The organism is Chromohalobacter sp. (assembly GCF_039830575.1).
GTDB lineage: Bacteria > Pseudomonadota > Gammaproteobacteria > Pseudomonadales > Halomonadaceae > Chromohalobacter > Chromohalobacter israelensis.
In genome coordinates, this window is the sequence record NZ_JBDOOX010000013.1 from 224,913 (window position 1) to 237,742 (window position 12,830).

The 12,830-nt window shown below is 62.5% G+C and carries 12 protein-coding genes; 4 read left to right on the forward strand and 8 right to left on the reverse strand.

Annotated features, from left to right (window positions below; all coding sequences use genetic code 11):
* Window positions 1-65: 65 nt before the first annotated feature.
* Window positions 66-380, reverse strand: coding sequence for a chaperone modulator CbpM (locus ABGX75_RS13535; protein WP_224114408.1), 315 nt, complete (start codon window positions 378-380; stop codon window positions 66-68).
* Window positions 373-1,314, reverse strand: coding sequence for a DnaJ C-terminal domain-containing protein (locus ABGX75_RS13540; RefSeq protein WP_110062404.1), 942 nt, complete (start codon window positions 1,312-1,314; stop codon window positions 373-375). Before ABGX75_RS13540 ends, ABGX75_RS13535 begins: the two co-directional genes overlap by 8 nt.
* Window positions 1,315-1,659: 345 nt before the next feature.
* On the opposite strand from ABGX75_RS13540, the gene ABGX75_RS13545 reads away from it, so the two are divergent.
* Window positions 1,660-2,169, forward strand: coding sequence for an Hsp20/alpha crystallin family protein (locus ABGX75_RS13545; RefSeq protein WP_011506729.1), 510 nt, complete (start codon window positions 1,660-1,662; stop codon window positions 2,167-2,169).
* 85 nt (window positions 2,170-2,254) lie between these two features.
* Here ABGX75_RS13545 and ABGX75_RS13550 read toward each other — a convergent pair whose 3' ends face one another.
* The 6 genes from ABGX75_RS13550 to dauA form a co-directional block, all read right to left on the reverse strand.
* On the reverse strand, window positions 2,255-2,575 hold the full coding sequence (locus ABGX75_RS13550; RefSeq protein WP_011506730.1) for a TraR/DksA C4-type zinc finger protein: 321 nt from the start codon (window positions 2,573-2,575) through the stop codon (window positions 2,255-2,257).
* 99 nt (window positions 2,576-2,674) lie between these two features.
* Complete coding sequence (locus ABGX75_RS13555) at window positions 2,675-3,790, reverse strand: ABC transporter permease (RefSeq protein WP_011506731.1); 1,116 nt, start codon at window positions 3,788-3,790, stop codon at window positions 2,675-2,677.
* A gap of 1 nt (window position 3,791) precedes the next feature.
* Window positions 3,792-6,518, reverse strand: coding sequence for a ribosome-associated ATPase/putative transporter RbbA (gene rbbA / locus ABGX75_RS13560; RefSeq protein WP_035410210.1), 2,727 nt, complete (start codon window positions 6,516-6,518; stop codon window positions 3,792-3,794).
* Entirely contained in the window at window positions 6,515-7,591 is a 1,077-nt protein-coding gene (locus ABGX75_RS13565; protein WP_347410499.1) for an HlyD family efflux transporter periplasmic adaptor subunit, read from the reverse strand. The genes rbbA and ABGX75_RS13565 overlap by 4 nt, the downstream gene beginning before the upstream one ends.
* A gap of 256 nt (window positions 7,592-7,847) precedes the next feature.
* The gene (locus ABGX75_RS13570) at window positions 7,848-8,864 is read right to left on the reverse strand and encodes an isocitrate dehydrogenase (RefSeq protein ID WP_128690456.1); all 1,017 of its coding nucleotides are present in this window, start codon (window positions 8,862-8,864) and stop codon (window positions 7,848-7,850) included.
* A 9-nt stretch (window positions 8,865-8,873) separates the two neighbouring features.
* On the reverse strand, window positions 8,874-10,646 hold the full coding sequence (dauA, locus tag ABGX75_RS13575) for a C4-dicarboxylic acid transporter DauA (RefSeq protein WP_347410498.1): 1,773 nt from the start codon (window positions 10,644-10,646) through the stop codon (window positions 8,874-8,876).
* A gap of 207 nt (window positions 10,647-10,853) precedes the next feature.
* Between dauA and ABGX75_RS13580 the strand changes: the two genes are divergently transcribed.
* The 3 genes from ABGX75_RS13580 (at window position 10,854) to ABGX75_RS13590 (ending at window position 12,665) form a co-directional block, all read left to right on the forward strand.
* Entirely contained in the window at window positions 10,854-11,045 is a 192-nt protein-coding gene (locus ABGX75_RS13580) for a hypothetical protein (RefSeq protein ID WP_035411504.1), read from the forward strand.
* Between the two features lie 104 nt (window positions 11,046-11,149).
* Entirely contained in the window at window positions 11,150-11,461 is a 312-nt protein-coding gene (locus ABGX75_RS13585) for a hypothetical protein (RefSeq protein WP_035410205.1), read from the forward strand.
* A gap of 202 nt (window positions 11,462-11,663) precedes the next feature.
* On the forward strand, window positions 11,664-12,665 hold the full coding sequence (locus tag ABGX75_RS13590; RefSeq protein WP_110062395.1) for an aldo/keto reductase: 1,002 nt from the start codon (window positions 11,664-11,666) through the stop codon (window positions 12,663-12,665).
* Window positions 12,666-12,830 lie beyond the last annotated feature (165 nt).

Genomic DNA, 12,830 nt, shown 5'->3' on the forward strand with positions numbered 1-12,830 from the left:
GCTGAATGACGCAGCCTGCCGTGTGCCTGGCTGGCTCCATCTGCCACAGGGCGCGTCGTTGTGGGTCATTCGAGCTTCAGGCCGGCCGCGCGAAGGCGTCCTCTCAGATGGTCCACTTCCTCGAACAGGTCGGCCACCAGGGCGGCGAGTTCCGGTTCGGCGTCGAAGTCGAACTCCATCTGGCGTAGACGGCGGGCGCGGGTCAGGTCATGGCTGGTAAAGCGCCACTGGGAGAGGTAGCGTGTGCCGCCGCCAAGCATGCCGCTTTCCACGCGTTCCACGACCCATTGCCGCTCGACGGCGCAGGCACGCGCGAATTCTTCCAGCGTCAGGCGGGCGTCGTCGAGCACCTCGGCCTCGATTGCATTGTATTCAGCCATTGGCTTGTCTCGTCTGGCGTGGGTTGAACGGCATGTCGCGTGCCATGCTTTCGTAGAGGCGGCGGGCCTTGTCGGTATGGGCCGGCGGCAGCACGACCTCCAGCACGAAGTAGAGATCACCGGGTTCGTCGCCGGGGAGGCCACGTCCCTTCAAGCGTAGCTTGCGCCCGCCCTGCGAGCCCTTGGGGATCTTGAGGTGGACCTGACCCGAGGGCGTGGGCACGTCGATGGCGGCGCCGAGCGCCGCTTCCCAGGGAGCCACCCGCAACGTCGCGAAGACATCCCGACCTTCGACGCGGTAGTCCGGGTTCGGTGTGAAGTGCACTTCGAGATAGAGGTTGCCGGGCTCGCCGCCGCCAATGCCGGGTTGCCCCTGGCCTGCCAGCCGAATGTGCTGACCTTCCTTGATGCCTTTGGGAATGCGTACCTTGAGGTTGTGTTCGCGCACCGAGACGTGCCCCTGGGCATCGGTTTGCGGCACGTGCAGCGTCACGGTACGTACCGCGCCGCGGTAGGCATCCTCCAGGTCGACATAGATTCTGGCATGGCGGTCGCCGCCCTGCATGCGATGGCCACGATGCGTCCGCTGGCCTCCTCGACCGAACAAGTTGGCGAAGAAGTCACTGAACTCGCCCAGGTCGATATCCTCGAAACCGCCGCCCGAGAACTCGAAACCCGCATCCCAATCCGGCGGCGGCCGGAAGTCCTGCCCGGCATGATAGCGCTCGCCAAGCTGGTCGTAGGCGGCGCGTTTTTCGGGATCGGTGAGCACCGCCTTGGCCTCGTTGATCTCCTGCATGCGCAGGGCGGCATCGGGCTCCTTGCTGATGTCGGGATGGTACTTGCGCGCCAGCTTGCGATAGGCCTTCTTGATGTCGGGGATGGCCGCGTCCCGGTCGACTCCCAACGTCTGGTAGTAGTCTTTGAATTCCACGGAATCGTTCCACTCGATCAACGCTGCATGGGTGACATCGTCAAGAATAGTCCCCGTTGCCTTATCGGGTGACGCTTTCTTGCGCTCGATGTCATGTCGGTGACGTCGTCGGGGTGTTTTGGCGCCGGCGTCTGACCGGTATCAACCTTTCCGAACCCGCTGGTAACGGTGTTTTGTGGGGGATAGGTGAAGGCATGTATCGCTCTTGTCACGGGTTGCGACAAGTGCGCTGCGCTTGACCTGGGTCAACTTAGAAGAATGCGGATGAGCTATTTTTTTACAGCGCCAAGGGGCGCGTTTGTTGGGGCACATTCCACGGCTGGTTGACAGCAAGAGAGGTAAGTCATGTCTGATAAAAAGTTCAAGGAAGCCGCAACGAGTGTTCAGAGTACGCCGGCCGTCTCCGACGATCAGGTCGTCAGGTCTCGCGCCATGAGTCCGTTCGGCGAGCTGGATCGCATGTTCGATAGCCTGTTTGCTCGGGACTGGATGCTTCCCCATCGTTGGGAGCGTCTGACGGGACTGAAATCGACCATGCCCAGGGTCGATATACTCGACAAGGACGCGGAAGTGATATTGCGGGCGGAAATACCCGGGATCGAGCCGCAGGACGTCGATGTGTCGGTCACCGACAGGACGGTGACGATCAAGGGAGAAAGCCACCGGGAAAGCCGCAAGGAAGAAGGCGATTACTATCGTTGCGAAATATCGCAAGGCAGCGTGATGCGTACGGTGGATCTACCTTGTGACATCGATGCCGACAAGGCCGAAGCCACTTTCAAGAACGGCATTCTCGAGGTGACCTTGCCCAAGCTCAAGGAAGCCCACCGCAGAAAGCTGCATATCAAGGCTTGAGGCGTTCGCACGGCAAGGCAATGCCTTGCCGCGCTTTCATGGGGCCATCAGTCGCTTGCCGATTCGCGATGGCGGCAGGGCGACCTCAGCGGTCGGCGCACGCCTTGCAGCGCGTCGTGTAGGGCAGAGCCTCGAGTCGCTCGGGCGCGATCAAACCGCCACATATCTCGCAATGATCTCCGACGCCGGTATCGAGCCGTGCCAGGGCGCGTTCCACCTGGGCCAGCTCCGTCCTGGCCTCGTCTTCCAGTCGCGCGATGACTTCGTCGTTGCGGACCTCCAGCGCCTGGTCATCGAGATCCTTGTCCAAGGCACCACTCGTGCGGTGCTGGTGGGCCTCGTAGTGACGAATGCGCTCCAGCAACTCCAGTCGCAGCGTTTCCAGTCTCGTTTTTCGTTCTTGCATGGTCGTCAGGCACCTGGGGTATCTCTTGACAGGATAGTCGCGTTGAGTGGCATTCGGCTGGGTATTTCTTGATGTCGATCACGATCGGTGCCTGCCTGCTCATCCCAGCGACTTCCGCAGCCGGGAAAGGGCGAAGGTGAAAAATAGCGTGCCGATCGCCATCAGGGCTGCGAACTGGGGCCAGACGACCGATAACCCCGCGCCGCGAAAAAGGATGCCTTGACTCAGCATCACGAAATGGGTCGTCGGCGCGACTAGCATGATGTCCTGGATGAACGCCGGCATGCTCTCCCGGGGCGTGGTACCTCCGGAGAGCATCTGCAACGGGATCAGGGTGAGGATGATCAACAACCCGAGCTGCGGCATGGAGCGCGCCACGGTGCCGAAGAAGATGCCCATCGAGGTGGTGGCGAACAAATGCAGCATGGTGCCGAGCAGGAACAGGGCGAACGAGCCGGCCAGCGGCACCCCCAGCCAGCGATGGACCACGAGATGCAAGGCCAGCGTCGAGGCCACCAGTACCACCAGTCCCATCGACCAGACCTTGGCCAGCATGATCTCGAAGGGCGTGACCGGCATCACGAGCAGATGCTCGATGGTGCCATGCTCACGCTCGCGGATCAGCGCCGCGCCGGTGAGAATGATCGAGAGCATGGTGACATGATTGATGACGTCGTTCACTGCACCGAACCAGGACTCGATCAGGTTGGGGTTGTAGGCCGCGCGTATCACCGCCTGCACTGCCGGCTCGCCCGTGGCGCCCGGCCCATCGAGGAAGGCGGCGACCTCGCTGTGAATGATCTGCTGCAGGTGGCCGGCACCGGTGAATGCCTGGCTGATCTGGGTGGCATCGACGTTGAGCTGCAGCGTGACCGTTTCACCGTCGAGCAGGTCGCGCTGGAAGCCGGGCGGAATGTCGAGGGTGAAGGTGTAGCGACCCGCGTCCATGCCGGCGTCCATTTCCTCGTGCGCGACCCGTTGCGGGGCGAGGAAATAAGGGGCTTGCAACGCATCCAGGAGGCGCTCGGAGGCGGGCGAGCGGTCCTCGTCGACCACGGCGATGGCCGCCCGGTGTGGAATCTCCGGTACGCTGGTGGCGCTGGCATAGATGCTGAGGGTGAAGGCATAGACGATGAGCGTCATCATCGCCGGATCGCGCAACAGCGCGCGCAGTTCCTTGATGCCAAGATGCAGGACGTTGGCAGGCCTTGGCATGTCACTTCTCCTGTTTGCCGAGGGCAACGAGGCTGAGTCCGCCGAGCACGGGGAGCGTTGCCAGCAAGGCCAGAAAGTAGGGATACAAGTCAGCCAATCCCAGGGCCTTGGAGAACACGCCCCGGCAGATCAGCAGAAAATGGGTGGTGGGGTAGAGCTGTCCGATCACGGCAGAGGCGCCTTCCAGAGAGGCCACGGGGTTGAACATGCCCGAGAACTGCAGCGCCGGCACCAGGGTGCCGATCGTGGTGCCGAAGATGGCGGCGATCTGGCTGTTGAACAGCGTCGAGAACAAGAATCCCAGCCCCGTGGCGCACATCACGTACAACAATGCGCCCAGGGTCAGGGTCAGCAGGTTGCCCTTGAGGGGCACATCGAACACGAGGATCGACAGCAGCACCAGCAGCAGGAAATTGACCAGGCCCAGCGTCACGTAGGGCAGTTGCTTGCCGATCAGGAATTCCAGGCGTGTCACCGGCGTGACGTAGAAGTTGGTGATGGAGCCGAGCTCCTTCTCGCGCACCACCCCCAGCGCGGTCAGCATGGCCGGAATCATCATCAGCAACAGCGACATGATCGTCGGCACCATGGCCGGCAAGCTCTGCACGTCGGGGTTGTAGCGATAGCGCAGCGCAATGTCGACCTGCCCGCTATCGGCGCGCGTGCCCATGCCGTGCGCCAGCTCCTGCAGATAGGCATCGTGGATGCCCACCACGTACCCCCGGATGGTATTGGCGCGACTCGGCATGGCACCGTCGATCCAGTACGCCACCTGGGGCGAGTCGCCGCGTTTGAGCCGCCTCCCGAAATCGGGCGGTATTTCCACCGCGAGGCTGATGTCACCGCTGCGCAGGCGTGTTTCCAGATCCGCATAGCTCTGCAGCGGTGCCTTTTCCTGGAAGTAGCGCGAGCCGGACAGGTTGAGCGCATAGTGCTGGCTGGTCGTGGTCTGGTCACGGTCGAGCACGGCGAAGGCGAGACGATCGACGTCCATGTTGATGCCGTACCCCATGATGAACATCAACACGAGGGTGCCGATCATCGCCATGGTGGCCCGCACCGGGTCGCGGCGTAGCTCGATGCTCTCGCGCCGGGCGTAACTGAGCAGTCGCCGGCCACTGAAACGCGGTGGCGGCGTATCGTTCGTGGCCGAGTCGGGGGCGGAAAGCGCCATGGGGGCGGCGCCGGTCGAAGCGCCAGGCGAGGCGGCGTCGCGTAGATAGCCGATGAAGGCCTGTTCCAGTGTATCGCTGCCTCGGTTTGCGATCAGCGCCTGCGGGGTGTCGGTGGCGAGCACCCGGCCGGCATGCATCAGCGCGACGCGATCGCAGCGCATGGCCTCGTTCATGAAATGGGTGGAAATGAAAATGGTGACGCCGTCCTCCCGCGACATCTGCACCAACTGATGCCAGAAGTTGTCGCGGTTGATCGGGTCGACGCCGGAGGTGGGTTCGTCGAGAATCAGGATTTCCGGACGATGGAGCACCGCCACCGCCAGCGACAAACGCTGGCGGACGCCCAGTGGCAGGCGTCCGGGCAACCGGTCGACGACGTGCTCGAGGTCGAAACGGGTCAGCAGCGCAGGGCGGCGCTGGCGGTAGTCGTCTTCCGACAGCTGAAAGAGCCGAGCATGCAGGTCGAGGTTCTGGCCCACGCTGAGTTCGCTGTACAGCGAGAAGGCCTGCGACATGTAACCGATGCGCCGCCGGGGCGCGATGTCGTCGGGGGCCACCGGTTGGCCGAACAGCCGGGCCTGGCCTGCCTCGAAAGGCAGCAGTCCGGTGAGCATCTTCATGGTGGTCGACTTGCCGCAGCCGTTGGAACCCACAAAGCCGAAGATCTCGCCGCGGGCGATGCGAAAGTCGACGTGATCCACGGCGGTGAAATCGCCGAATCGCTTGGTCAGTCCATGGGCCTCGATGGCGGTCTCGTCGTTGGTGCGTCGCGGGGGAATGTCCAGCTGCTGATGCGTGCGGCGCTGGTCCTCGGGCAGCAACTGGATGAAGGCCGCTTCCAGCGTCGTGCAGCGGGTGCGTTCGAGCAGGGTCCGGGGCGTGCCGGTATCCAGTAGTCGGCCCTCGTTCATGACCACCAGCCAGTCGAAGCGCTGGGCCTCGTCCATGTAGGCGGTGGCGACGAGCACGCTCATGTGAGGACGTTGCTGGCGGAGACGGGCGATGAGCTCCCAGAACTGGCTGCGCGAGAGCGGATCGACCCCGGTCGTGGGTTCATCGAGGATCAGCAGGTCGGGATCGTGAATCAGCGCGCAGCACAGGCCCAGCTTCTGTTTCATGCCGCCGGAGAGCTTGCCGGCGGGGCGCTCGAGGAACTCGGCCAGTCCCGTGCTGCGGGTCAGGTCGAGAATGCGGCCTTCTCGCTCGACCTGGTTCTGGCCGAAGAGACGTGCGAAGAACTCGAGATTCTCGCGCACCGTCAGGGTCGCATACAGGTTCTTGCCGAGGCCCTGTGGCATGTAGGCGATACGCGGTCCCGTCAGGCGACGATGCCTGGCGTTCGCCATGTCGCCGCCGAGCACCTCGACGTTGCCTCGCTGGCGGCGTCGGGCACCGGCCACCAGCGCCAGCAGGCTCGACTTGCCGACGCCGTCGGGACCGATCAGGCCGACCATGCGCCGGGCCGGAACGTCCAGGTCCACGTCGGCCAGGGCCGTGGTCGCGGCATACCGCAGGCTGACGCCGCGCAGCCGGGCGATGAGGTCTTCACTCATGGCGGCAGGTTCACCTGCAAGGACGCGGGCCACGCGGCGTCGGGCGCCAGCTTGAGATAGGCCATGCCGGGAAGGCCGGTCTTGACCTGTTCGAGATGCTCCTTCAACAACTGCGGATCGACGCGTGCGCGAATCCGGAACATGAGCTTGTCCCGCTCGCTGGCGGTTTCCACCGTCTTGGGTGTGAACTGGGCGGCGCTGGCGACGAAGCTGACACGGGCGGGAATCACGTATTCCGGAGCGGCATCCAGCACCAGGCGCACGTCATCGCCCAGCGCCACGCGGCCGGCCTGCGAGGTGGGCAAAAAGAACGTCATGTAGACATCGGTCAGGTCGATCAGGTTGAGCACCTTGCCCCCGGGGGCGAGGACTTCGCCAGGTTCCGCCACGCGATATTGCACCCGGGCCAGCCGATCGGCCTGCAACCGACTGTCATCGAGATCCGCCTGGATTCTCGCCACATTGGCGTCGGCGGCGTCGATGGCGGACTGCGCCTCGATGACCTGGGAGCGGGCCGCGACGATGGCCGCCTGGGCCGCCGCGACCTGGGCCCGGGCCGCTGCCAGCGCGGCTTCCGCGCTTTGCATGACCGCCAGATCATCGTCGGCCTGCTGGCGGGAGATGGAATGACGCTGCACCAGCGCCTGGGAGCGTTCATGGCGCTTGCGTGCCGCCGTCAGCTCCGCCTGGCGTTGATGCACGACGGCTTCCGCGGCGGCCTTGGTGCTTTCGCTCTGAGCCACCTGAGCGTGGGCGGTCTGCAAGGCGTTGCGCATGCGCTGCAGTTCGGCCCGAGCCTGGCGCGATTCCGCCTCGAGCGCTCGCGTGTCCATGCGGGCCAGTATCTGGCCGGGGACGACGAATTCACCCTCGCCGACCCGTATCTCGGCGACCCTGCCACCCAGTTTGGTGGCGATGTCGATTTCGGTCGCCTCCATGCGGCCGTTGCCACGTGCGATGACGTTCTCATCGTCGCCGGGTCGCAGCGTCTGCCAGGCGGCAATCCCGGCGATGCCCGCCAGGGCGGCGAGCACCAGGGCTGAAAAAAGACGCTTGCGGTAGGGCATGTTCATGAGGCTCGCGGCTCCGTTCGCCAGGGCATGATTCGTGACGCCGTTGATGCGCATGCCGCTGCCGGAGGCGCGTCGAATCTGCAGCTAGTATAGGCGAGGGGGATCACGGCAATGACACGCGACCGTGTGGCGTGACAGCGCACCCCGGAAAGGCGCGCCAAGCCGGGGCTCGCTGCTCATCCGCTGCATGCAGACTCTGAATGCCAATAGCCTTGGCTAACGGATGTCTCAGGAGCTGCGATCAGAGTCATGCGGCTTATCGGTCATGCAGGTGGGCGACCAAAGCCTCGGCAAAGGTATCGGTAGTCCCGGTTCCGCCCATGTCAGGTGTCACTCGATCTCGAGCCGTTTCCAGCACCGTCCGGATCGTTCGACGAATCCGGGCTCCTTTATCCACCATGCCCAAGTGATCGAGCATATCCGCAGCGGCCAATAGCAGTGCACATGGATTGGCGAGCTTTTGCCCGGCGATATCCGGCGCCGAGCCATGCACTGCCTCGAAAATAGCGGCTTCTGTGCCAATGTTCGCGCCCGGTGCCAGCCCCAGGCCGCCGATCAGCCCGGCACAGAGATCCGAGAGGATGTCGCCAAAAAGGTTGGTCGTGACGATAACGTCGAACTGGTGAGGGTTCATCACCAGCTGCATACAGGCGTTATCGACAATCATTTCCTGGAACTCGATGTCCGGATATTCTTTCGCTACCTCACGGGCGACATCGAGGAAAAGTCCGGAACTGGTCTTGATGATGTTGGCCTTGTGAACGGCCGTGACTTTTTTCCGATTGCGTTGATGTGCCAGTTCGAAGGCATGGCGCACGATGCGCTCCGATCCCCGGCGAGTCACTCGGATGCTGGAGAGTGCCGTCTCGCCATCATCGGAGAGGCTCTGCCCGTCGGAGAGATACGCACCCTCGGTATTCTCGCGTACCGTGATCAGGTCAATATTGTCATAGCGTGAGCGAGTACCAGGGAAACTGATCGCAGGGCGAACATTGGCATAAAGATCGAATTCACGGCGCAGCTGGACATTCAGGGACGATATCCCGCTACCGATCGGCGTCGTCAAGGGGCCTTTCAGTGCTATGCGATGTTTTCTGATCGCTGCGATCGTGTCAGCGGGCATTGGCTGTCCATGCGTTTCCTGCGCAGTCAGGCCGGCATCCAGAAATTCATATTGCAGGCCACAGTCCAGTGCATTCAGGACGCTGAGGGTAGCCTCCATGATTTCGGGGCCTATGCCATCCCCCTTCAATACTGCAATCGTCTGACTCATTGTCATGCCTCAGTCGGTGTTGCGATCCATTTCGTGTCGCTCGTGATGCCAACGTAGCGCGACGGTTCTGGCCGATTGCAAGTCGCTACGGTAGGTCAGCATTCCAGCGACTTTTCGAATACCTGCACGGCGCAGCTTGACGATAATGCGTGTGGGTAACCCTACCAGGATCAGAGCCACTCCCTCGCGATGCATTTCGCCGATGAGCGACTGGAGGGCGACGATGGCCGTGCCATCCATGCTGGGAACCTTGCGCATGTCTATCAAGACGGTCTGGACCTGACGGTCCACTCGATGAAGGGATGTGAGGGCCTTCTCGGCCACTCCGAAGAACAAGGGACCATTGATTTCGTACACCGCCATTTCTGGAGGCAGCCCGGTGACGGCAGGGTGCCGTTCTGCCTCGAGGCGATCGGTCGTGGTCAGCAAGGCCATGCGGCGGATAAAGAGTGCTGCGGCCAACCCCATGCCGACTGCGACGGCCAGGACCATGTCAAACAGAACGGTCAGGCCGAAACAGGTGACAAGGATGGCGGCGTCGCCGGGAGGCGCCGAGCGCAAGGTGTGCAGGAAATGACGCGCTTCGCTCATGTTCCAGGCAATGATGAACAGCAGCGCCGCCAGTGCGGCCATGGGAACGAGGCCCAGCAATCCGGCGAGCGCGATGACGGCCAACAGTACCACGACGGAGTGCACCACCGCGGCGATGGGGGAGCGCCCGCCGCTGCGGATGTTGGTCGCCGTCCGGGCAATAGCCGCCGTGGCCGTTATGCCACCGAAGAGTGGCGCCACGATGTTGCCCAGCCCTTGGCCAACCAGCTCGGCGTTGGGGTCATGCTTGGTCTTGGTCAGTCCATCCGATACCACCGCGCATAGCAGTGATTCGATGGCGCCTAGCATGGCGATGGCGAAGGCGGGCCCCAGCAGCGCTCGAATCAGCTCGAAACTCAGCTCCAATGGAGCGCCATCGGGACCTGGTAGCAGCCAGGGAGCCGTGAAGGACGGCGCTATCGGGGGAATCCCCGTTCCCGTCTCGCCATTGGCCTCCCAGGTAAAGCGGGAGGCAATCGTCTCGACGGCCGGTGCGCTTTCGCTGGCGAACCACTGATTGGCTGCGTAAGCCGCGATAGCGCCCACGATCAACCCGACAAGAGGCGCGGGAATGGGGACATGCAAGCGTGGCCATAGCAACATGACAACCAGAGCCAATACCCCAATGCCGAATTCGAGAGGATCGAGCGTGGGCAGCGAGGCGACGATCCGTCCCAGGTTTTCGACGAAATGTTCACCGAGCTGTCCGACGCTCAACCCCAGGAAATCGGGAATCTGCAGGACCGCGATGACGACTGCAATCCCTGCCGTGAAGCCAAGGACCACAGGGTAAGGCACGAACTCGATCAGGCGGCCCATTCGGGTAATCCCCAGGACCACCAGGATGATGCCGGCCATCATCGAGGCGATGAGCAATCCGCCGAGACCGTATTGCTGGACAATCGGGAACAGAATGACGACGAAAGCGGCGGTCGGGCCTGACACATTGAAACGCGAGCCGCCGGTCAACGCGATGATGGCCCCGGCCACAATGGCTGTGTAAAGGCCGTGCTGAGGAGGAACACCTGTCGCGATCGCCAATGCCATCGAGAGTGGCACGGCCACGGTGCCGATGGTGAGGCCAGCCATCACATCTTTGCGTAAATCGGCGAGGCCGTACCCGCTCCGCCATGCCGTGCGAAGTCCTGAAGAGATGCTGGGCAAGTCCACGTAAAACCTTTGGCGTGACATACGATGCCCCTCGCTGTCATGCCCCTCACCATGGTGGTGTCGAGCGGAGCATTGGGTATGAGGAAGGATGATTATGTTAATGACATTAACATGCAATTATAATCAGGTGCAAACGTAGACGCATACCTGCTCTCGGAATAGCGCAGGGCATTGCGACATGAAGGCCATGGCATTAACATTTGATGTTAATAAAAGAGGAGAATGCTCATGGAAAAGAAAACGGCTCGCCTCACATTGCTGATAGACCCACAGAAGAAACGCGCCTTCGAGGAGTTGTGTGCCTTACAGGACCTGACGCCATCGCAAGTCGTGCGGCAGCTGATACGTGATTATCTACACAAGCATGGGGTGGAGTACGGCTCTCAGCTGCAGGAAGACGAAAAAAATCCCTCGACCTGATCCTCGAGCTTCTAGCAAGGCCCCGTTTGTCCTCCGCCACTCGGCATCTGTGGTCGAAAAGCTATGCCATGACGCCAGGTTCTACGCCTTTAACGGACACTGCTATGCACAATCTATGGATTCCAGTGGTTGCCATTCTCGCCGTTGCCGGCTTGATCTTCGGTGGTCAGGCCTATTCCGAGGCGCAACGTGATACTCACATCGCCACGGCCATAGCGGAAGAACACCAAAGTCAGACGCCTGCCGAGCTTTCACACTCGATTCGCGTCAACAAGGGCTATGGCGTATGCGGTGACTACACGCTTGCCAACGGCGAGTCCGGATCCTTCTATTACAACAGTGCCACCAAGCGATTGGCGTTGGACGCGAATGCCGATCTGTATCGCGACAATTGCGCGGGCGTCTCTGACTCGTGAGATGTTGATAAGACAGGATCGGCTCCTGAGGGCGGCGGTCTTGGGGGCATGGCGCGTCAGCCTGTGGCTTGGCGCCAGGAAAGCGGACACGTTCCGGTGTGGGATGACAGCGCACCCCGGGAAGGCGTTCTCTTGCTAAGCTGGGGCTCTGTCATCCCGGTCGTCGACCGGTCGTGTTCTTTTTGCGTACAAGGATTTCTCCATGCCGAACATGTTGTCTTTGCTCGAGGAAGTCGCGTCGCCGATCATCGGGCTCGGTTGCATGAATCTGTCCCATGGTTACGGGGCGCCGGTGCCGGAAGCCGAAGGCGTACGAGCGTTGCAGGCGGCGTTCGAGATGGGCTATCGGCATTTCGACACCGCGACCCTCTATGGCGCGACCGCCAACGAGTCGCTGGTGGGCAAGGCGCTCGAGGGGCGACGCGATCAGTTGCTGCTGGCCAGCAAATGCGGCATGGCGATCGACCCGGCGCTCGGCCGCAAGGTGATCGACGGTCGCCCCGAGACGCTGCGTCGCCAGTGCGAGGCGAGCCTGCAGCGTCTGCGGACCGATCGACTGGATCTCTATTACCTGCATCGCATGGACCGCCAGGTCCCCATCGAGGAGAGCGTCGGGGCACTGGGACGGCTGGTCGAAGAGGGCAAGCTTCGAGCCGTGGGGTTGTCCGAGGTCTCCGCCGAGACGCTGCGTCGTGCCCATGCCGAATATCCGGTGACAGCGGTGCAGTCGGAATATTCGCTGTGGACGCGCAATCCCGAGATCGCCCTGCTCGCGGCGTGTCGTGAACTGGGCACCACGCTGGTGGCGTTCAGCCCGTTGGGGCGCGGCTTTCTGGCAGGCGCGGTCGCGGATCCTGCGGACCTGGAAGAAGGTGACATGCGCCGTGACATGCCACGTTTCAGTGCCGAGCATTACCCGCATAACCAGCGCTTGCTGACGGATTTCACCGCGCTCGCCGAGGCGCTGTCGATGACGCCGGGGCAATTGGCGCTGGCGTGGGTGACGGCGCAGGGGGCCGATATCGTGCCCATTCCCGGCACGCGCGACATCGCGCACATGCGTGAGAACCTGGCGGCGGAAACGCGGCATCTGGACGACGCGTCGCTCGACCGGCTGAACGCGATGATGACCCCCGATCAGGTCAGGGGTGGGCGCTACAGCGAGGCCCAGCAGGCGGACATCGATACCGAGGAGTTCGTCTGACGGCCATTCTGCGCGTGCCGCGTTTCGCGCACAGTGCGTGTCGGCGATCTCTGACAGGCAAATGACCGAGCAGGCCCTAGTATGAAAGTGCGGCGAGGGATGCGCCGTGCAAACTCCCGGCTAGGATGGCCGGGGTTTTATTTCCCCCGACGTGTTCCGAATTTT

Coding starts and splice junctions, on each gene's coding strand:
- ABGX75_RS13535 (WP_224114408.1), bottom strand. CDS start 380: ATGGCTGAATACAATGCAATCGAGGCCGAGGTGCTCGACGACGCCCGC.
- ABGX75_RS13550 (WP_011506730.1), bottom strand. CDS start 2,575: ATGCAAGAACGAAAAACGAGACTGGAAACGCTGCGACTGGAGTTGCTG.
- ABGX75_RS13585 (WP_035410205.1), top strand. CDS start 11,150: ATGCACAATCTATGGATTCCAGTGGTTGCCATTCTCGCCGTTGCCGGC.
- dauA (WP_347410498.1), bottom strand. CDS start 10,646: ATGTCACGCCAAAGGTTTTACGTGGACTTGCCCAGCATCTCTTCAGGA.
- ABGX75_RS13545 (WP_011506729.1), top strand. CDS start 1,660: ATGTCTGATAAAAAGTTCAAGGAAGCCGCAACGAGTGTTCAGAGTACG.
- ABGX75_RS13555 (WP_011506731.1), bottom strand. CDS start 3,790: ATGCCAAGGCCTGCCAACGTCCTGCATCTTGGCATCAAGGAACTGCGC.
- ABGX75_RS13590 (WP_110062395.1), top strand. CDS start 11,664: ATGCCGAACATGTTGTCTTTGCTCGAGGAAGTCGCGTCGCCGATCATC.
- ABGX75_RS13580 (WP_035411504.1), top strand. CDS start 10,854: ATGGAAAAGAAAACGGCTCGCCTCACATTGCTGATAGACCCACAGAAG.
- ABGX75_RS13565 (WP_347410499.1), bottom strand. CDS start 7,591: ATGAACATGCCCTACCGCAAGCGTCTTTTTTCAGCCCTGGTGCTCGCC.
- rbbA (WP_035410210.1), bottom strand. CDS start 6,518: ATGAGTGAAGACCTCATCGCCCGGCTGCGCGGCGTCAGCCTGCGGTAT.
- ABGX75_RS13570 (WP_128690456.1), bottom strand. CDS start 8,864: ATGAGTCAGACGATTGCAGTATTGAAGGGGGATGGCATAGGCCCCGAA.